We start from the raw sequence: 20,032 nt of genomic DNA, 5'->3' as shown, positions 1-20,032 counted from the left end.
CTGACATTCCCCCTTCGCGAGCAAGCCCGCCCCCACATTTGGTTTTGTGTCGGCTGTCAGTTCAGCGTTGCCAACGCCTGCGCCGCTTGCGGCAACTCCAGCTCACTGAACACCTGCACCCCGTGGCGTTTGAGCAGTGCCGCCGTCACGCCCTCGCCACTGACCTTCACACCGCTGAACGTCCCGTCATAGGTCAGCAGATTGCCGCAGGACGGGCTGTTGGCCTTGAGGACGGCGATGCGGATGCCGTGCTTTTGTACCAGCTCCAGTGCCTGATACGCCCCCGACAGAAACTGCGAACTGACGTCCTCACCCTCGGTGGTGATCACCAACGCCTGGCCATCGAGGACTTGCACGCCCTGCCCGCCTGGAATTTCCGCTGCCGCCCGAGGTGTTGGCAATCCACCGGCCACCTCGGGGCACAACGGCACGACCCGCCCCTCATCAAGCCACTGCTGAAGCTGATCGAACGGCCCGCTGGCCCCGCCGTCGTAACGGACGCGGTGGCCCAACAGGCAGCGGCTGACGAGAATTTTCTGCATGATCAGAACGGCTCGTTGCCGCGCCGGCGGAACCAGCCGGTCAGCGACAGGCGATCCCGGGTCGCGGGCAGGACTTCATGGGGCACCTCTCCGGAGAGAAACACCACCAGGCAGCCGCCTACAGGTTGCACGTCGTGGACGCGATCATTGTCGAGGTACATGCGCAACTGGCCGCCGAGTTCGGGAAGCCAGGCGTCATTGAGGTAAACCACCGCCGAAACCATACGCCGGTCGTCATCGCGAAAGCGGTCGACGTGCTTCAGGTAGAACGCACCGGGCGGGTACATCGCAAAATGGCTTTCGAAATCCTCCAGGCCGAGAAACAGACCGCGATTGATCGCCTCGCGCAGGCTGTTCATCAAACTCAGGTAGCTGTCGCACGCCTCGGCCTGGCCGGGGTCGATCCACTGGATATGGTCGCCACGAATCCCTTCGCGGATCTCCGAAAACGGTCCACGGCCGACGGCGGCCGGAGCCAGTTCACCCTCGGCAGCACGTTTGCGACACTCGGCCGCCAGCGCCCGGGTCAGATCCAGAGGCAGGAAAATATTCTGCTGCGACCAGCCGTGCTCGGCCAGGTCGTCGACGATTCGTAGCAGCAGCGGGTGATCAGAGGATATTTGCATGGCGCGCATAGTATTCCTGTGCCCGGAAATCCGACAGCGCCGCGCAGCGGGTTGATACGAATTCTCGACAAGCAGGAGTGCCGCACGGAGAATAGTCGCCTGCTGACAGGAGTCCCTATGCGCCGTTTGCTTTTATCACTGCTGATGTTCTGCGTTATGCCCGCCTGGGCAGACGGCCATGACCTGTTGTACAAGGTCGCCGGCTGGCCGGAACAACGCGCGCATTTCAGCGACGCCCTCTCGGCCGCTCAGCAACGCTACCAGGGCAGCCTGCCTCCAGCGGTATTTCAGGCACTGGTCAGTAACAGCAATCAGCGTTTTTCCGCCCAGGCCATGGACCAGCGCGCCGAAGCGCAATTGCGCAAGAACCTCGCCAACCCCAAGCCCGCGCTGACGTTTTTCCAGTCACCCCTGGGCAAGAAAGTCGTCGCCGCCGAGCTGCTGGCGACCCGTCGCGACCAACTGGCGAAAAACGCCAAGGGCCTGCCGAAGATGCAGGCCAGTGACAGCCGCATGCTGATCATCGGCCACCTGGCACAAGCCCTGCCCGCACGCGAGGCCGGCGCGGAAGTCAGCCTGGCGATTGCTGGCGTCGCCGCCGACAGCTTGAGTTCGATGATCCCCGGGTTGCTCGGTGCCGGTCAGGCCCAAGGCATGCTCAACGGCCAACGCCAGCGCCTGATGGACCAGATCGGCAGCGACCTGAACAACACGCTGCTGTATGTCTATCGCGACCTGTCGGACAACGAACTGGAAGAGTTCGCGACCTTTGCTGAATCTTCGGAAGGCCAGGCTTATTATCAAGCCGCATTGGCAGCAATCCGGGCAGGGTTGGCGGTGGGGCAGAGCAATTCGAACCTGACCCAGTAAAAAAGATCGCAGCCTTCGGCAGCTCCTACAAACGCTCGGTAGGAGCTGCCGAAGGCTGCGATCTTTCGATCTTGACTCATCGATATTGCCGGCTCATCCGCCTGGTCAAGAAGCCGAAATACTCCTCTCGCATCACCAGCGTCTCATTCGCCAGATGATGCCGCGCCTCGGGAAGCATCAGCACCTGCGGCCGATCAAACTTGCCCCGCAACACTTCCAGGTTGTGTTCCCAATCCACCGTCATGTCGGCCTGTCCCTGCACGATCAGCGGCCGGCGGGCACTCACGGGAGCGGCCTCGATGCGCTTGATCCAGCGCGCCAATGCGCCCACCCAGGCCGTCGGCAGACGCAGCGGCTGCAACGGATCGGCTTGCAGGAACGGCAGAAAGGCCGGGTCGCTGGAGTTCTCGCTGAAACGTCGGGCGATGGCTTTGACGAAAGGCTTGAGCAGGTAATAACTCAGCTGCGACCAACCCCACGCCCGCGGCCGCACCAGCGGCGACAGCAGAATCACCTGCCCCTGGGCCGGGCTGCTCGCCCCCGCATTCAACACATGATCGATCACGATCGCCCCGCCGGTGCTCTGCCCGCACAGGTGCCACGGCTGCGGCAGGTCGAGAGACTGCGCCTCACTGAACAGACCTTGCAGCGTGTCCTGGTACTCGGCGAAATCCTTGATGCTCGCCCGTTCGCCACTGGACAAGCCATGCCCCGGCAAGTCGCAGGCAATCACCGCAAAGCCCTGGTCCAGCGCCCATTCGATCACATGCCGGTAGAGCCCGGTGTGGTCGTAGAAACCGTGGATGACAAACAACGTCGCCTTTGCCCGCTCGGGCCACCAGAACTGGCTGACCAGCTCATAACCGTCGACCTCGAATCGCCCAAGGCCACTGCGCACCTGACGCGAGGCAAAATCCAGCCCGTAGAATCGCTGGTAAGCCAGCGCCTGCGCCGACAACGGCTGCCCGGCCGCCAATGGCAGCAGGCTTGCACGTAGAAAATCAGGGTCGAAAGTAGCCGGCATGGACGATTCCAGAACGTGAAACGGACTTTATAGGCCTGCGATATTCATCTGTCGCGGCAAGCATGGCAAGCTAGCCGACCTTCGAGGATTGAACCGATGCGCTCGCCCCTTCGCGCCACCCTGTTTGCCAGCCTGCTCGCCGTGGTGTGTGCCGGCGCATTGTGGGCGGCCTACGACTGGTTCCAGGGGCGTTACCTGCGGGCGTTCAGCGAGCACACCGCGATGTTTTCCGGCGATCCGCTGCGCCTTCCCGAATCCCTCGCCGGCCCTGGCGCCATCCGCCTGGTGCACTTCTGGGACCCGGCCTGCCCGTGCAATGTCGGCAACCAACAACACCTGACCGAACTGGTCGAGCGCTACATTCCCCAAGGCGTGGAATTCTATGCCGTGCAAAAACCCGGTAGCCATGGCCAATTGCCGGGCACCTTGAACAGCCTGAAAACCATCGACGTCCTGCCCGGCTCCGAACAGATCCCCGCCAGCCCGGCCGTGGCGATCTGGGATCGCAGCGGCAAACTGGCGTATTTCGGCCCCTACAGCGAAGGCCTGACCTGCAATTCGAGCAACAGCTTTATCGAACCGATCCTGCAAGCGCTGGATGAGGGACGTGCGGTGAGTGCCACGCACACACTGGCGGTGGGGTGTTACTGCCCGTGGCTTGTCGAGCCAAGCAAATAGGGAAAGACGCAGTAATACGAATCCCTCCTATGGGCGATGCGCCAAATCGGCGCAACGTGTTACACATTGGCGCCAGGAATCACAATAACAACAAGGAGTCTCCATGAAACGCAGCCTGACCGCTTTCGCTCTGTTGATCGTCATGCTGGCCGCCGGGGCCGGTTGGTACCTCTACAGCAAGCAGCCGTCACGCCAGGGCATGGTGGAACTGCAACACCTGCAAGGCTCCGTCACCGTGCGCTACGACGAGCGCGGCGTCCCGCACATCCGCGCCGACAATGAAACCGACCTGTACCGTGCCCTCGGCTATGTGCATGCCCAGGACCGCCTGTTCCAGATGGAAGTCCTGCGTCGCCTGGCCCGTGGCGAACTGGCCGAAGTGCTGGGGCCGAAACTGCTCGATACCGACAAACTGATGCGCAGCCTGCGCATTCGCGAACGTGCCGAAACCTACTTGGCGAATCTCGACAAGCAGTCGCCCTCCTTCATCGCCATGCAAGCCTATCTGGACGGCATCAACCAGTATCAGGACAGCCACGCCAAACCCGTGGAGTTCGATGTGCTGGGCATTCCAAAACGCCCGTTCACGGCCCAGGACACCATCAGCATCGCCGGCTACATGGCCTACAGTTTTGCCGCGGCATTTCGTACCGAACCCTTGCTGACATTCGTTCGCGATCAACTGGGGCCTGAATACCTGAACATCTTCGATCTCGACTGGCAGCCAAAGGGCGTGCTCAACGGGACCGGCACCCCCTTGGCCAGCGCCGACTGGAAAGACCTCAACGCCCTCGCCCGCCTGAGCGAGCAAGCCCTGGCTGACAACGGCCTGCCACAGTTCGAGGGCAGCAACGCCTGCGTCGTCGCGGGCAGCCGGACCCAAAGCGGCAAGCCGTTGCTGGCGGGTGATCCGCATATCCGTTTTTCCGCGCCGTCGGTGTGGTACGAAGCACAGCTCTCGGCGCCGGGCTTTGAACTCTACGGCCACTATCAGGCCCTGATGCCGTTTGCCTCCCTGGGCATGAACAGCGACTTCGGCTGGAGCATCACCATGTTCCAGAACGACGACCTCGACCTGATCGCCGAGAAGGTCAACCCGGACAACCCCAATCAGGTCTGGTATCGCGGCAAATGGGTGGACATGACGACCAGCGAGCAGCAGATCGCGGTCAAGGGCCAGGCGCCAGTCACCCTGGTGTTGCGCCAGTCGCCCCACGGCCCGATCGTCAACGATGCCTTGGGCAGCGGCGCCGGAAAAACGCCGATTGCCATGTGGTGGGCGTTTCTCGAAAGCCAGAACCCGATCCTGGAGGGCTTCTACCAGCTCAATCGCGCCGACACCCTGGCCAAGGCCCGCAATGCCTCGGCAAAAATCCAGGCCCCGGGCCTGAACGTTGTCTGGGCCAATGCCAAGGGTGACATCGGCTGGTGGGCGGCGGCGCAATTGCCTAAACGCCCGACGGGTGTACGCCCGTGGTTCATCCTCGACGGCAGCACCGCCGAGGCGGACAAGGACGGCTTTTACCCGTTCACGGCCAACCCCCAGGAAGAAAACCCGGCCCGGGGCTACATCGTCTCGGCCAACTTCCAGCCAGTGTCGCCGACCGGCATGGAGATTCCCGGCTACTACAACCTTGCCGATCGCGGCCAGCAACTCAATCGCCAGCTCAGTGACAAAGCGGTCAAATGGGACCTGGAAAACAGCCAGAAGCTGCAACTGGGCACCACCACCGCCTACGGCCCGCGCCTGTTGGCACCACTGTTGCCAGTATTGCGCGAAGTGGTGAGCGATCCCGCCGAGCTCAAACTGGTGGAGCAACTGGCCCAGTGGCAAGGCGATTACCCCCTCGACTCGACCAGCGCCACGCTGTTCAACCAACTCCTGTTCAACCTGGCTGACGCGACGATGCGCGATGAACTGGGTAACGACTTCTTCGAAACGCTGCTCTCGACCCGGGTGATCGACGCCGCGCTCCCCCGCCTGGCCGCCAGCGCCGATTCACCGTGGTGGGACAACCGCAGCACCCTCGGCAAGGAAACCCGTGCCGATACGGTGAAGGCCGCCTGGCAAGCCAGCCTCGCGCACCTCAAGAGCACACTCGGCGCCGACGCCTCGCAATGGCAGTGGGGCAACGCGCACACGTTGACCCATGGCCATCCGCTGGGGCAGCAAAAGCCGCTGGACCTGTTCTTCAATGTCGGCCCCTTCGCCGCACCGGGCAGCCATGAAGTGCCGAACAACCTCTCGGCGAAAATTGGCCCGGCACCCTGGCCCGTCACCTATGGCCCCTCGACCCGACGCCTGATCGACTTCGCCGACCCGACCCACAGCCTGACCGTCAACCCGGTCGGCCAGAGCGGCGTACTGTTCGACAGTCACTATGATGATCAGGCCGAGGCCTACATCGAGGGGATGTACTTCCAGGCGCATCTCAATGATGAAGAAGTCACGGCCAACACGCGCAGTACGTTGAAGCTGTTGCCGGCGCGGGCTGTGCCATAGATTTTTGCTGGCTGGACTGGCCTCATCGCGAGCAAGCTCGCTCCCACAGGGATCTGTGTCGAACACAAATTGTGTGAACACCAGAGAACCCTGTGGGAGCGGGCTTGCCCGCGAAGGGTCCCTCACAGGCAATAAAAATGTCAGCTCAAACCATCGCCGCAAAATTCAACCTGAACTGCTGCGGCGTCACCCCCAATCGGCGATTGAACACACTGCGCATGTGCTGGGCATCGCGAAATCCGCATTGATAGGCCACGGTCTTGAGCGGCGCGCGGGTACTTTCCAGCAGCGTCCTCGCCGCATCCACTCGCGCACGCTCGACGAACTCGGCCGGGGTGATTTTCGCTTCCCTGGCAAACACCCGGGAGAAGTTCCGCGCGCTCATGTTGGCGGCATTGGCCAGGTCGGCGATCGTCAGGTCGCCCGTCAGGTTGGCCAGCACGTAATGCTGCACCATCGCCACCACTGAATCCGTTTCGGCGTGCGGCGTGAGGAACGGACTGAATTGCGACTGCCCGCCCGAACGCTGGGTAAACACCACCAGCCGCTTGGCGACATTCAGCGCCACTTCCGGCCCGTGATCCCGACCCAACAGATACAGCGACAGATCGATACCCGCGGTGACCCCGGCCGAGGTGAACAGCTCGCCGTCCTCGACATACAGTCGATCCGCCTCCACCCGGGACGTGGGACACAACACCGCCAGATCCGATGCGTCCTGCCAGTGCGTGGTGACCGTGCGCCCCTCCAGCAATCCGGCCCGGGCGAGCATGAACGCGCCATTGCAGATCGAGCCAAAGCGCTTGGCCCGGGCACAGGCATCGCGCAACCAGCCATCGAATGCCATACCGAAACTCATGAACGGCAACTGCGGCCCGCCGGCCACCAGCAACAGGTCGTATGGCTCCAGCGCCTCGCTGAAATGCCGATGGGCATTGAGTGCCAAACCGTTGGAGCACGCCATCATCCCGCGCTCGACGCCGATCACCTCCAGACGATAGTGATCCTGCGGGGCAAGGAAGCGATTGGCCTCGGAAAACACATCCATGGGACCGGTGACATCCAGTGACTGGACGCCGGCGAACACCACGATGGCTACGGTTTTCTGCATGGTTCAAGTTCATCCTCAACGTTGAAAAAAGATCGCAGCCTTCGGCAGCTCCTACAGGTGAGCGCAATGCCATGTAGGAGCTGTCGAAGGCTGCGATCTTTTCTAGCTGCTCACCAGCAACCCTAGCCAATCCACACATAACAAGCGAGGTTGGCGCGATATGCACGCTCATTGGCCGGGATCGCAGCCATGGATCGATTGTCCGGCTTCGGGGGCCGGAACAGACTGAAACCCTCAGCGCCGCCAAGGCGTTCACGACGAGGAAAACTCCATGAGCAGCACCATCGCCGGCATCCAGATCCCCGACAGTGCACTGGCCAGGGCCACCACCGAATACATTCGCGACATCGAATCCGACCTGCTTTACCACCACTCGCGCCGGGTCTTCCTGTTCGGCGCACTGAGCGGTGAGCGCAAGCGACTGGCCTACAACCCGGAGTTGCTGTACGTCGGCGCGATGTTCCATGACCTGGGCCTGGTACAAGGTTATCGCAGCGACAACGAGCGCTTCGAAGTCGATGGTGCCAACGCCGCAGCGGCGTTCCTCAAGCCCTACGGGTTAAGCGATGACGACATCGAACAGGTCTGGCTATCGATTGCCCTGCACACCACGCCGGGCGTGCCCCGGCATTTGCGGCCCACCGTGGCGCTGGTCACGGCTGGCGTCGAGATGGACGTGCTGGGCATGGACTACGCAGCGTTTTCCAGCTCGCAGCGCGAAGCGGTGGTGCATGCGCATCCACGGGGCGAGGGGTTCAAGGAGTGCATCATCTGCGCGTTTGCCGACGGCTTGCGCCATCGTCCGCAGACCACGTTCGGCAATGTGAAGACCGATGTGCTGGTGGATCAGGAGCCGGGGTTCAAGCCGATGAACTTCGTCGAGGTCATCCGCAAATCTCCTTGGATTTCCTGACCGCCAAAGAACCTGTGAGAGGTCCGGGTAGACCACAGAACTGTGGCCTACCCGATTTCAGGCTCAAGCCGCTTCCGGTGCCTGTGCGCGACGCACGTCCGGTTGCTTCCACGAGTCGGCTGCCGCTTCTTCGATCGCCTGCTGGATCGCACGACGACGGCTTTCTTCGGCACGACGGCTGAAGAACCAGACCATGAAAGTCACAATGGACACCGCCAGCAGGATCAGGCTGGCCACGGCGTTGATCTCGGGTTTGACCCCAAGACGGACCGCCGAGAACACTTCCATCGGCAGGGTCGTGGAACCCGGGCCCGACACGAAGCTCGCCAGCACCAGGTCATCGAGGGACAACGCGAACGACATCATGCCGCCCGCCGCCAACGATGGCGCGATCATCGGGATGGTGATCAGGAAGAACACCTTCCACGGCCGAGCACCGAGGTCCATGGCTGCCTCTTCGATGGACAGGTCAAGCTCGCGCAAGCGCGCCGAAACCACCACCGCCACATAGGCCGCACAGAACGTGGTGTGGGCGATCCAGATGGTGACGATGCCGCGTTCCTGCGGCCAGCCGATCATCTGCGCCATGGCCACGAACAGCAGCAACAGCGACAGACCGGTGATCACCTCAGGCATCACCAGCGGCGCGGTGACCAGGCCACCGAACAGGGTACGGCCCTTGAAGCGCGTAATGCGCGTCAGGACGAACGCCGCCAGTGTGCCCAATGCCACCGCCGCCACCGCCGTGTAGCAGGCAATTTCCAGCGAACGCACCACCGAACCCATCAGTTGGCTGTTGTCGAGCAGGCCGACGTACCACTTGATCGACCAGCCGCCCCACACCGTTACCAGTTTGGAGGCGTTGAACGAGTAGATCACCAGAATCAGCATCGGCAGGTAGATGAACAACAGACCCAGTACCAGCATCAGGCTGGAGAAACGGAAGCGCTTCATTCTTTACCCTCCATTTCCTTGGCCTGACTGCGGTTGAACAGGATAATCGGCACAATCAGGATCGCCAGCATCACTACCGCCAGGGCAGACGCCACCGGCCAGTCACGGTTGTTGAAGAACTCTTGCCAGAGCACTTTACCGATCATCAGGGTTTCCGGACCGCCGAGCAGTTCCGGGATCACGAACTCGCCCACCACCGGGATGAACACCAGCATGCAGCCGGCGATGATGCCGTTTTTCGACAGCGGCACGGTGATTTTCCAGAAGCTGTTGAAGGTGCTCGAACCCAGGTCCGACGCAGCTTCCAGCAGGCTCTGGTCGTGCTTCACCAGGTTGGCGTACAGCGGCAGGATCATGAACGGCAGGTAGGAATAAACCACGCCGATGTAGACCGCCAGGTTGGTGTTGAGGATCTGCAGCGGCTCGTCGATCCAGCCCATGCTCATCAGGAACCCATTGAGCAGGCCGTTGTTGCTGAGGATGCCCATCCACGCGTAAACGCGGATCAGGATCGCAGTCCAGGTCGGCATCATGATCAACAGCACCAGCACCGTCTGCACTTCCTTGCGGGCAACGGAGATGCCGTAGGCCATCGGGTAGCCGATCACCAGGCAGAGGATGGTGCTGAACAGCGCCATCTTCAGCGAGCCGAGATATGCGGCGATGTACAGCTCGTCACCGGCCAGCATCGCGTAGTTGCCCAGGTTAAGCAGCAACTGCAGCTTCTGCTCGGCGTAGCTGTAGATTTCGGTGTAGGGCGGAATGGCCACGTCCGCTTCTGCGAAGCTGATCTTCAGTACGATGAAGAACGGCAGCATGAAGAACAGGAACAGCCAGATGAAGGGAACCCCGATGACCATTTGACGGCCACCGGGAATTATTCGATTGAGTCGACGCTTGAGTTTGCGCATGTTCATGAGCGAAGCACCACGCCGCTGTCGTCTTCCCAGTACACGTAGACCTGATCACCCCAGGTCGGACGCTGCCCGCGACGCTCGGCGTTGGCCACGAACGACTGCACCAGCTTGCCGCTTGGCAGTTCGACGTAGAACACCGAGTGCCCGCCCAGGTAGGCGATGTCGTGCACCTTGCCGCTGGACCAGTTGTACTGGCAGGTCGGCATGTCGGCGGTGACCAGCAGTTTTTCCGGACGGATCGCGTAGGTGACCGACTTGTCCTGCACCGAAGTGCTGATGCCGTGGCCGACGTAGATCTGGCGATCCAGATCTTTGCAGGTAATGATCGCGTGGCCTTCGGCGTCGTCGATGACTTCGCCCTCGAAGATGTTCACGTTACCGATGAATTCGCAGACCAGGCGACTGGTCGGGGTTTCGTAGATGTCGATCGGGCTGCCGATCTGGGCGATCCAGCCCAGGTGCATGATCGCGATGCGCTCGGCCATGGTCATGGCCTCTTCCTGGTCGTGGGTCACCATGACGCAGGTCACGCCGACGCGCTCGATGATCTCCACCAGCTCCAGCTGCATCTGCGAACGCAGCTTCTTGTCCAGTGCGCCCATCGGTTCGTCGAGCAGCAGCAGCTTCGGACGCTTGGCCAGGGAACGGGCCAGGGCCACACGCTGACGCTGACCGCCGGACAATTGATGCGGCTTGCGCTTGGCGTACTGGCTCATCTGCACCAGCTTGAGCATTTCGGCCACGCGGGCGTCGACTTCTGCCGCGGGAATCTTGTCCTGCTTGAGGCCGAAAGCGATGTTCTGCGCCACGGTCATGTGCGGGAACAGGGCGTAGGACTGGAACATCATGTTGATCGGCCGCTCGTAGGGCGGCATGTCTGTGATGTCTACGCCATCGAGGAAAATGCGTCCCTCCGTGGGCCGTTCGAAACCTGCGAGCATGCGCAGCAAAGTGGATTTGCCCGATCCCGAACCGCCGAGCAGGGCGAAAATTTCGCCTTTCTTGATTTCCAGGGACACATCGTCCACGGCAATCGTCTCGTCGAACTTCTTCGTGACCCGGTCGATTTTGACCAGCACCTGTTTAGGTTGCTGGTCGCCCTCGAGGGCTTTCTTATAGGCGCCGGAGGCAACTGCCATTTACGAAACTCCCAGAAAAAAGAGTGCAGTTCGCTCAAGGTGAGCCAACCTTGGATAGTTTGAGCCTTGAGGCTATTTACCCGACTTGACCTTGGTCCAGCTGCGGGTCATCAAACGTTGAATATTCGGCGGTAACTCGATCGACACGTAGGTCTTGTCGAGCACCTCTTGCGGTGGATAAACCGCTTCGTCGGTGCGAATGGACTGTTCCATCAGTTTGTCCGACCCCGGGTTAGGGTTGGCATAGCCGACGTAATCGCTGACCTGGGCAATCACCTCAGGCTTGAGCAAATAGTTGATGAAGGCGTGGGCTTGTTTGACGTTGGCCGAGTCCTTCGGAATCGCCAGCATGTCGAACCAGAGTGCACCGCCCTCTTTCGGAATCGAGTAGGCAATGTTCACGCCTTTCTTGGCTTCTTCGGCGCGGTTCTTGGCCTGGAAGATGTCGCCGGAGAAACCGATCGCCACGCAGATATCGCCGTTGGCCAGATCCGCGATGTACTTGGAGGAGTGGAAGTAGGTCACGTAAGGCCGTACTGCGAGCAACTTCTCTTCGGCCTTTTTGTAATCTTCAGGGTTGGTGCTGTTGGCATTCAGGCCCATGTAGTTGAGCACTGTCGGCATCATTTCATCGGCGGAATCGAGAAACGCGACGCCACAACTTTGCAGCTTCTTGATGTTCTCCGGCTCGAACAGCACGCCCCACGAATCAATCGTATCGACGCCCAGCACAGCCTTGACCTTGTCGACGTTGTAACCGATGCCGTTGGTGCCCCACAGGTACGGCACGGCGTACAGGTTGCCCGGATCGTTCTGCTCCAGGCGCTTGAGCAGCACCGGGTCGAGGTTCGAATAGTTCGGCAGCTGCGACTTGTCGAGCTTCTGGAATGCCCCGGCCTTGATCTGTTTGCCGAGGAAGTGGTTCGACGGCACGACCACGTCGTAGCCGGTACGCCCGGCCAGCAATTTACCTTCCAGGGTTTCGTTGGAATCGAAGACGTCATAAACCGGCTTGATACCGGTTTCTTTCTGGAAGTCGGCCAAGGTGGTCTCGCCGATGTAGTCCGACCAGTTATAAATATGCACGGTACCGGCGGCCTGGGCACTGACAGCCAGCGTCAACCCGGCGCCCGCCAGCATGGCATTGCGCAACAAAGAAAAAATAGGCAAGTGGAGGTCCTCTGAAATTAGTTGGGCCCAAGTTGCCCCGCGTTACATGACAACCGTGGTTGCCCGGCAACAAAACCGGCGCGCAACTTACCCTCGAAAAACCGTTCCAGCAAAACTTTCTGTCATTTAATTACACCTGTTGTCGACACCGCGCGGGTGGCGACAACAGGTTGTTGCATAAAACCGGCTTATTTACCGGATTTGATCTTGGTCCAGCTGCGGGTCATGATCCGCTGGGTCGCGGCCGGCAAGTCGGCAATCGCGTACAACTTGGCGAGCACGTCCGCCGGTGGGTAAACGCCCGGGTCGCTGGTGATGTCTTTATCGACCAACGCAGTTGCAGCCGCGTTACCGTTCGGGAAACGCACGGCGTTGGTGATTTCAGCCATGATTTCCGGCTTCTGCAGGAAGGTCATGAACTTGTAGGCGCCTTCGACGTTTTCGGCATCTTTAGGGATGGCGACCATGTCGTAGAAGCTGCCGGCACCTTCTTTTGGAATGTTGTAGCTGACTTTCACCTTGCCACCGGCTTCTTCCGCGCGGGACTTGGCCTGGTAAATGTCACCCGAGTAACCCACAGCCACGCAGATGTTGCCGTTGGCCAGGTCGGAGATGTACTTGGACGAGTGGAAGTAACCTACCGAAGGGCGGATTTTCAGGAACAGCGCTTCGGCTTCGGCCAGTTGTTTCTTGTCCTGGCTGTCGGTTGGATAGCCCAGGTAGTGCAACGCCACCGGAATCATCTCGGTTGGCGAATCGAGGAAGCTGATGCCGCACGACTTCAACTTCGCGGCGTTTTCAGGTTTGAACAGCAGGTCCCAGGAGTTGGTCGGCGCGTCGGCACCCAGCGCAGCCTTGACCTTCTCGGGGTTGAAGCCGATACCGATCGAACCCCACATGTACGGGAAGGCGTGTTCGTTGCCCGGGTCGCTCACGGAAACGGCCTTGAGCAGGTCGGTGTTCAGGTTCTTCCAGTTAGGCAGCTTGGACTTGTCCAGCTTCTGGTAGACGCCAGCCTTGATCTGCTTGGCCAGGAAGTTGTTCGACGGTACAACGATGTCGTAACCGGACTTGCCTGCCAGCAACTTGGCTTCCAGGGTTTCGTTGCTGTCGAAGACGTCATAGACAACCTTGATGCCCGACTCGTCTTCAAACTTCTTGACGGTATCCGGTGCGATGTAGTCGGACCAGTTGTACACGTGCAGTACTTTGTCATCGGCCTGAACCGCGCCCGCCATCAAACCCATCACGGACATGGCAAGCAGAGTCTTGCCAGCGAGCTTTTTACCTAGTGCCTTCATGCGTAATGCTCCAAATTTTTCTTTTTTGAACCACTTGTTCAGCGACCGAACCCGGGCAACTGGAACCGCGGCTAGTCTGGCAAGATCCACATCGGTCTTTCAAGGAACGGCCACGCTTTCTGACCAGTTCCGAGCGAAAGTTCCTGGTTCATTTGCAGAACTTTGGACTTCCGCTCAGAGCCTAGCACTTAGCCCTGCAATGCACTCAGGGTCAGGTCAAGACACTTGCGAGCCTTGGTCACCAGTTCATCGATTTCCGCCGGTGTAATCACCAGTGGCGGAGCGATGATCATGGTGTCGCCGACGGCGCGCATGATCAGGCCGTTATCGAAGCAGAACTGACGGCAGATCATGCCGACGCCCTTGCCTTCGTAGCGCTTGCGCGTGGCCTTGTCCTGGACCAGTTCGATGGCCCCCAGCAGACCCACGCCACGAACTTCACCCACCAGCGGGTGATCGTTCAGTTCCCGCAGACGCTTTTGCAAATACGGTGCCGTTTCTGCATGTACACGCTCGATGATCTTCTCGTCGCGCATGATGCGGATGTTTTCCAGCGCCACCGCAGCGGCTACCGGGTGACCGGAGTAAGTGAAGCCGTGGTTGAAGTCGCCGCCTTCGTTGAGCACATCCACCACTTCATCACGCACGATCAGGCCGCCCATCGGGATGTAGCCCGAGGTCAGGCCCTTGGCGATGGTCATCATGTCTGGCTTGAGGTCGTAGAAATCGGCACCAAACCACTCGCCGGTACGACCGAAACCGCAAATCACTTCGTCAGCCACGAACAGGATGTCGTACTTGGCGAGGATTTCCTTGATGCGCGGCCAGTAGGTCTCTGGCGGAATGATCACGCCACCGGCGCCCTGGATCGGCTCGGCAATAAAGGCACCGACGTTGTCGACGCCGACTTCCAGAATCTTTTCTTCCAGCTGGTTGGCCGCCCAGATACCGAATTCTTCCGGGGTCATGTCGCCGCCTTCGGCGAACCAGTACGGCTGGGCGATGTGTACGATACCCGGGATCGGCAAGTCGCCCTGTTCGTGCATGTACGTCATGCCGCCCAGGCTCGCGCCGGCCACGGTGGAACCGTGATAGCCGTTCTTGCGGCTGATGATGACTTTCTTGTTCGGCTGGCCCTTGATCGCCCAGTAGTGACGAACCATACGCAGCATGGTGTCGTTGCCTTCGGAGCCGGAGCCGGTGAAGAACACATGGTTCATGCCTTCTGGCGCAATGTCGGCGATGGCCTTGGCCAGTTCCAGTACCGGTGGGTGCGCAGTCTGGAAGAACAGGTTGTAGTAAGGCAGTTCACGCATCTGTTTACTGGCGGCATCGGCCAGTTCATCGCGACCATAACCAATCGCGACGCACCACAGGCCGGCCATGCCGTCGAGGATCTTGTTGCCTTCGCTGTCCCAGAGGTAAACGCCCTTGGCGTTGGTGATGATCCGCGGGCCTTTCTCTTTCAGCTGCTTGAAGTCGCTGAACGGAGCCAGGTGGTGATCATTGCTCAGGGTTTGCCATTCACGGGTTTGCGGATTGTTGCTGGTCATACGAATCTCCTAAAACAATCAGGTGAAGGCGCCGCCAGGCAGCGGCGGCGCCCGGCGTATCAGACGGCAAAGAGCAGGAATTCCCTTTCCCACGAACTGATCACGCGCTTGAAGTTTTCATGCTCGGCCCGCTTGACCGCAACGTAGCCAGTGATGAAATTTTTGCCCAGGTACCGCTCGATGGTCGCGCTGTTTTCCATGCGTTCCAGTGCGTCTTCGATGGTTAGCGGCAGGCGCAGGTTGCGGCGTTCATAGCCTCGCCCCACCACCGGCGCACTCGGGTTCAGGCCTTCGACCATGCCGATGTAACCGCAGAGCAGGCTCGCGGCAATCGCCAGGTACGGGTTGGCATCGGCGCCGGGCAGGCGGTTTTCCACCCGTCGGTTTTGCGGCCCCGCATCCGGTACCCGCAGGCCCACGGTGCGGTTCTCTTCACCCCACTCCACGTTCACCGGCGCCGAAGTATCCGGCAGGAAGCGGCGGAACGAGTTGACGTTGGGTGCGAACAGCGGCAACAGTTCGGGAATGAGCTTCTGCAGACCACCGATGTGGTGCAGGAACAACTGGCTCATGGTCCCGTCTTCATTGGAGAAGATGTTCTTGCCGGTCTCGATGTCGATGATGCTCTGGTGCAAGTGCATGGCACTGCCCGGCTCGCCGGTCATCGGCTTGGCCATGAAGGTCGCGGCCACGTCGTGCTTGAGCGCGGCTTCGCGCATGGTGCGCTTGAACACCAGGATCTGGTCGGCCAGGGACAGGGCATCGCCGTGACGGAAGTTGATTTCCATCTGCGCCGTGCCGTCCTCGTGGATCAGGGTATCGAGGTCCAGTTCCTGCAATTCGCACCAGTCGTAGACGTCTTCGAACAGCGGGTCGAATTCGTTCGCCGCTTCGATGGAGAACGACTGGCGACCGATTTCCGGACGACCGGAACGGCCGATCGGCGGTTGCAGCGGGTAGTCCGGGTCGTCACTGCGCTTGGTCAGGTAAAACTCCATTTCCGGCGCCACGATCGGCTGCCAGCCTTTGTCGGTATAGAGTTTCAGGACTTTCTTGAGCACGTTGCGCGGCGACAGCTCGATCGGGTTGCCTTGCTTGTCGTAGGTATCGTGGATGACGATGGCGGTCGGCTCGATGGCCCACGGCACCAGGTACACCGCGCCCTGGTCTGGACGGCAGATCATGTCGATGTCGGCCGGGTCGAGCAGCTCGTAATAGATGTCGTCTTCGACGTAATCGCCGGTCACTGTCTGCAACAACACACTTTCTGGCAGGCGCATGCCTTTTTCGGCGATGAATTTGTTGGTCGGCGAAATCTTGCCCCGGGTAATCCCGGTCAAGTCGGCGATCATGCATTCGACTTCTGTGATCTTGTGGTTTTTCAACCAATCGGTGAGCTGGTCGAGGTTGTTACTCATAAATGCCTCTAGGCTTGAGTTGTCTGACCCTTTTAAGGTCAGGCGTTGTTTGACGCATCGGCGTCGCGTTGTAGAGCGTTTGCGCGGCAGATTATCGTGCTTGCCGACACGGCTGCAGAAGCCGGGCGTGCAGAATCGCGAGCGGTGCCCTGAACGATGGTCAGGCCGCTATTGTGAATCGGTTCTATATTGAATGGAGTAACCGTAATGGGGGTGCCATCACGACCGTCCAGAATATCGGACGGGGACGGTTGAACCGTCACGGATGGGAGGATCACCAGAACCGCTGAGACCACGCAACGGACGGACGTGTCATCACTGATGTGATAAACATGCCGACCGACCTGTCTTGAGCAGTCGGTGACGCCGATTATCGGCAGGCGAGACATGAAGCACCCCGGTATTATTGCTGTTATGGGTTTGATTCGAGCTTAGCCTTGTTCATTTTTTTACACAACACCCCCGTAAAAAATACAACACGGCCCGCTCAAGCCTGCGGGCGCCATGGAGGCCAAAGGCATAAAAACGCCCCAAAGTGCCTCAAAAAAGCCACACGGGCGCTTTTTTAGGGCAAAAAAGGCCTCGCTTGACTTCGGCATGCCGTTCGGGTTGACTGGAATCTGAAAAGATCAATGATTGATATTTTTAACAACAAAGGTGTTGCATCATGTCGGTACCCCCGCGTGCCGTTCAGCTTAACGAAGCGAACGCGTTCCTTAAGGAACATCCTGAGGTTCTGTACGTTGACCTTCTGATTGCGGATATGAATGGTGTGGTGCGCGGCAAGCGCATCGAACGCACCAGCCTCCACAAGGTTTACGAGAAAGGCATCAACCTGCCGGCCTCTCTATTTGCTCTGGATATCAATGGCTCGACGGTGGAAAGCACCGGCCTGGGCCTGGACATCGGTGATGCTGACCGAATCTGCTATCCAATCCCCGATACCCTATGCAACGAGCCATGGCAGAAGCGCCCGACCGCGCAACTGTTGATGACCATGCACGAACTCGAAGGCGAGCCATTCTTCGCCGACCCGCGTGAAGTGCTGGCCAATGTGGTACGCAAGTTCGACGAAATGGGCCTGACCATCTGTGCCGCGTTCGAACTGGAGTTCTACCTGATCGACCAGGAGAACGTGAACGGTCGTCCGCAACCACCTCGCTCGCCGGTTTCCGGCAAACGTCCGCACTCGACTCAGGTCTACCTGATCGACGACCTCGACGAATACGTCGACTGCCTCCAGGACATTCTGGAAGGTGCAAAAGAGCAAGGCATCCCGGCCGACGCCATCGTCAAGGAAAGTGCCCCGGCGCAGTTCGAAGTGAACCTGCACCACGTGGCTGACCCGATCAAGGCCTGCGACTACGCGGTCCTGCTCAAGCGCCTGATCAAGAACATCGCCTACGACCATGAAATGGACACCACCTTCATGGCCAAGCCTTACCCAGGCCAGGCGGGTAATGGTCTGCACGTCCACATTTCGATTCTCGACAAAGACGGCAAGAATATTTTTGCCAGTGAGGATCCCGAGCAGAACGCCGCACTGCGTCACGCGATCGGCGGTGTGCTCGAGACCCTACCGGCGCAGATGGCTTTTCTCTGCCCGAACGTCAACTCCTACCGTCGTTTCGGCGCACAGTTCTACGTGCCGAACTCGCCGTGCTGGGGCCTGGATAACCGTACTGTGGCGATTCGCGTACCGACCGGTTCTTCCGACGCCGTGCGCATCGAGCATCGTGTAGCCGGCGCCGATGCCAACCCGTACCTGCTGATGGCTTCGGTTTTGGCGGGTGTGCACCACGGCCTGACCAACCAGATCGAGCCTGGCGCCCCGGTCGAAGGCAACAGCTACGAGCAGAACGAGCAGAGCCTGCCGAACAACCTGCGCGATGCACTGCGCGAGCTGGACGACAGCGAAGTCATGGCCAAGTACATCGATCCGAAATACATCGATATCTTCGTCGCGTGCAAAGAGAGTGAGCTGGAGGAGTTCGAACACTCCATCTCCGACCTCGAGTACAACTGGTACCTGCATACCGTTTAATCGGTTGCAGTAAAAAGGAAACGCCGCCGGCTGTAAAAACCGGCGGCGTTTTTTTATGGGTGCCATCAAACCCCGTGGCGAGGGAGCTTGCTCCAGCTGGAGGCCGAAGGACTCCCTTTAATCCGCAGTCGGTTCTGTCAGGCACACCGCATCGGCCGTTTTGGGGCCGCTTCGCGACCCAACGGGAGCAAGCTCCCTCGCCACAGGGGATATGGAACATCTGCCCGCTCTGCGTACAATGCCCGCTGCCCCGCAGGAGACTCCAATGACACGCGTAGCCACCCCCCGCAAACCCCGCGCACGCAGCCAGGCCCGGATCGATTCGATACTCGATGCCGCCCGCACGCTGCTGGCTGCCGAGGGTGTGGCCAGTCTGTCGATCTACAGCGTCGCCGAGCGCGCGGAGATTCCGCCCTCCTCGGTCTACCACTTCTTCGCCAGCGTGCCGGCTTTGCTCGAAGCCTTGACCGCCGACGTCCATGCGGCCTTCCGCGCCTGCCTGCAAGCTCCCATCGACCATCTCGCCTTGAATGGCTGGCGCGATCTGTCGCGACTGGTGGAACAACGCATGCTCGACATCTACGCAGAAGACGCCGCCGCCCGCCAACTCATTCTGGCCCAGCACGGTCTGACTGAAGTCACCCAGGCCGACCGCCAGCACGACATCGAACTGGGCGACCTGATGCACAAGCTGTTCGACCATCACTTCGAGCTGCCGACGTTGCCCAGTGATGTCGATGTGTTTGCCCTGGCCATGGAACTGGGCGACCGGGTGTATGCGCGCTCGGTGCAGCAGCACGGGCAGATTACGCCGCGCATGGCCGAGGAAGGGATGCGGGTGTTTGATGCTTATGTGGGGTTGTATTTGCCGCCGTATTTGCCCAAGCGTGTGGCGCTTTAAAAGATCGCAGCCTTCGGCAGCTCCTACATCGGAATGCGTATTCCAGTAGGAGCTGCCGAAGGCTGCGATCTTTTGATTTTAACGAATAAAAAACCCCGAAGGGCTCAAACCCTTCGGGGTTGTTGTTTACGCATCTGCCTTACAACTTGGCGATCGACACCTCGGTGGATTTCACAAACGCGATCACTTCACTGCCGACCGCCAGTTCCAGCTCTTTCACCGAACGCGTGGTGATCACCGAAGTGACAATGCCGGACGCGGTCTGCACGTCGATTTCCGACAGCACGTCGCCGAGGACGATTTCCTTGATGGAGCCCTTGAACTGGTTGCGAACGTTGATGGCCTTGATAGTCATGATGTTGATTCCT

The 20,032-nt window shown here is 60.0% G+C and carries 18 protein-coding genes; 6 read left to right on the top strand and 12 right to left on the bottom strand.

Annotation, left to right across the window (positions count from 1 at the left end; genetic code table 11):
- Positions 1-56 precede the first annotated feature (56 nt).
- A complete protein-coding gene (locus tag ACM6IT_RS08305) occupies positions 57-542 on the bottom strand; it encodes a DUF523 domain-containing protein (RefSeq protein ID WP_414913495.1) in 486 nt (161 codons plus the stop codon).
- 2 nt (positions 543-544) lie between these two features.
- Positions 545-1,177: a 2OG-Fe(II) oxygenase gene (locus ACM6IT_RS08300; RefSeq protein ID WP_056726433.1), complete on the bottom strand. Its 633-nt coding sequence runs from the start codon at positions 1,175-1,177 to the stop codon at positions 545-547.
- 108 nt (positions 1,178-1,285) lie between these two features.
- On the opposite strand from ACM6IT_RS08300, the gene ACM6IT_RS08295 reads away from it, so the two are divergent.
- Positions 1,286-2,038 carry a DUF2059 domain-containing protein gene (locus tag ACM6IT_RS08295; protein ID WP_056726432.1) on the top strand — a complete coding sequence of 251 codons (753 nt, stop codon included), beginning with the start codon at positions 1,286-1,288 and terminating at the stop codon, positions 2,036-2,038.
- A gap of 76 nt (positions 2,039-2,114) precedes the next feature.
- Here the strand turns inward: ACM6IT_RS08295 and ACM6IT_RS08290 are convergent, their stop codons facing one another.
- Positions 2,115-3,062: an alpha/beta hydrolase gene (locus tag ACM6IT_RS08290; protein WP_414917796.1), complete on the bottom strand. Its 948-nt coding sequence runs from the start codon at positions 3,060-3,062 to the stop codon at positions 2,115-2,117.
- Between the two features lie 96 nt (positions 3,063-3,158).
- Between ACM6IT_RS08290 and ACM6IT_RS08285 the strand changes: the two genes are divergently transcribed.
- Together ACM6IT_RS08285 and ACM6IT_RS08280 are read left to right on the top strand one after the other, a co-directional pair.
- Positions 3,159-3,740, top strand: a complete 582-nt coding sequence (locus tag ACM6IT_RS08285; RefSeq protein WP_414917795.1) for a DUF6436 domain-containing protein — start codon at positions 3,159-3,161, stop codon at positions 3,738-3,740.
- A 103-nt stretch (positions 3,741-3,843) separates the two neighbouring features.
- Positions 3,844-6,243 carry a penicillin acylase family protein gene (locus ACM6IT_RS08280; RefSeq protein WP_414917794.1) on the top strand — a complete coding sequence of 800 codons (2,400 nt, stop codon included), beginning with the start codon at positions 3,844-3,846 and terminating at the stop codon, positions 6,241-6,243.
- 145 nt (positions 6,244-6,388) lie between these two features.
- On the opposite strand, the gene ACM6IT_RS08275 is transcribed toward ACM6IT_RS08280, so the two are convergent.
- Complete coding sequence (locus ACM6IT_RS08275; protein ID WP_414917793.1) at positions 6,389-7,354, bottom strand: GlxA family transcriptional regulator; 966 nt, start codon at positions 7,352-7,354, stop codon at positions 6,389-6,391.
- A 271-nt stretch (positions 7,355-7,625) separates the two neighbouring features.
- On the opposite strand from ACM6IT_RS08275, the gene ACM6IT_RS08270 reads away from it, so the two are divergent.
- The gene (locus ACM6IT_RS08270) at positions 7,626-8,267 is read left to right on the top strand and encodes an HD domain-containing protein (protein ID WP_414913499.1); all 642 of its coding nucleotides are present in this window, start codon (positions 7,626-7,628) and stop codon (positions 8,265-8,267) included.
- Positions 8,268-8,330: 63 nt separating this feature from the next.
- Here ACM6IT_RS08270 and ACM6IT_RS08265 read toward each other — a convergent pair whose 3' ends face one another.
- From ACM6IT_RS08265 to ACM6IT_RS08235, 7 genes are all read right to left on the bottom strand, one after another.
- Positions 8,331-9,221: an ABC transporter permease subunit gene (locus tag ACM6IT_RS08265; RefSeq protein ID WP_414913500.1), complete on the bottom strand. Its 891-nt coding sequence runs from the start codon at positions 9,219-9,221 to the stop codon at positions 8,331-8,333.
- The gene (locus tag ACM6IT_RS08260) at positions 9,218-10,099 is read right to left on the bottom strand and encodes an ABC transporter permease subunit (RefSeq protein ID WP_172435394.1); all 882 of its coding nucleotides are present in this window, start codon (positions 10,097-10,099) and stop codon (positions 9,218-9,220) included. The genes ACM6IT_RS08265 and ACM6IT_RS08260 overlap by 4 nt, the downstream gene beginning before the upstream one ends.
- A gap of 35 nt (positions 10,100-10,134) precedes the next feature.
- Positions 10,135-11,277: an ABC transporter ATP-binding protein gene (locus tag ACM6IT_RS08255; protein ID WP_008048747.1), complete on the bottom strand. Its 1,143-nt coding sequence runs from the start codon at positions 11,275-11,277 to the stop codon at positions 10,135-10,137.
- Positions 11,278-11,349: 72 nt separating this feature from the next.
- Entirely contained in the window at positions 11,350-12,447 is a 1,098-nt protein-coding gene (locus ACM6IT_RS08250) for a polyamine ABC transporter substrate-binding protein (RefSeq protein ID WP_056726424.1), read from the bottom strand.
- Between the two features lie 188 nt (positions 12,448-12,635).
- Positions 12,636-13,748 carry a polyamine ABC transporter substrate-binding protein gene (locus ACM6IT_RS08245; protein ID WP_056726423.1) on the bottom strand — a complete coding sequence of 371 codons (1,113 nt, stop codon included), beginning with the start codon at positions 13,746-13,748 and terminating at the stop codon, positions 12,636-12,638.
- Positions 13,749-13,936: 188 nt separating this feature from the next.
- Positions 13,937-15,301 (bottom strand): aspartate aminotransferase family protein, encoded by a 1,365-nt coding sequence (locus ACM6IT_RS08240; RefSeq protein WP_056726422.1) that lies wholly within the window; start codon positions 15,299-15,301, stop codon positions 13,937-13,939.
- Between the two features lie 59 nt (positions 15,302-15,360).
- Positions 15,361-16,719 (bottom strand): glutamine synthetase family protein, encoded by a 1,359-nt coding sequence (locus ACM6IT_RS08235; protein ID WP_056726421.1) that lies wholly within the window; start codon positions 16,717-16,719, stop codon positions 15,361-15,363.
- A gap of 667 nt (positions 16,720-17,386) precedes the next feature.
- Here ACM6IT_RS08235 and ACM6IT_RS08230 point away from each other — a divergent pair.
- Together ACM6IT_RS08230 and ACM6IT_RS08225 are read left to right on the top strand one after the other, a co-directional pair.
- Positions 17,387-18,763, top strand: coding sequence for a glutamine synthetase family protein (locus ACM6IT_RS08230; protein WP_046039110.1), 1,377 nt, complete (start codon positions 17,387-17,389; stop codon positions 18,761-18,763).
- Between the two features lie 265 nt (positions 18,764-19,028).
- Positions 19,029-19,664 (top strand): TetR/AcrR family transcriptional regulator, encoded by a 636-nt coding sequence (locus tag ACM6IT_RS08225; protein WP_056726420.1) that lies wholly within the window; start codon positions 19,029-19,031, stop codon positions 19,662-19,664.
- Positions 19,665-19,803: 139 nt separating this feature from the next.
- Here ACM6IT_RS08225 and ACM6IT_RS08220 read toward each other — a convergent pair whose 3' ends face one another.
- Positions 19,804-20,019 (bottom strand): TOBE domain-containing protein, encoded by a 216-nt coding sequence (locus tag ACM6IT_RS08220; RefSeq protein ID WP_007967989.1) that lies wholly within the window; start codon positions 20,017-20,019, stop codon positions 19,804-19,806.
- Between the last annotated feature and the right edge of the window lie 13 nt (positions 20,020-20,032).

Origin of the sequence: Pseudomonas sp. IT-P4 (genome assembly GCF_949767755.1) — a bacterium.
Lineage (GTDB): Bacteria > Pseudomonadota > Gammaproteobacteria > Pseudomonadales > Pseudomonadaceae > Aquipseudomonas > Aquipseudomonas monachiensis.
This window is presented reverse-complemented; position numbering and strand designations above follow the sequence as displayed.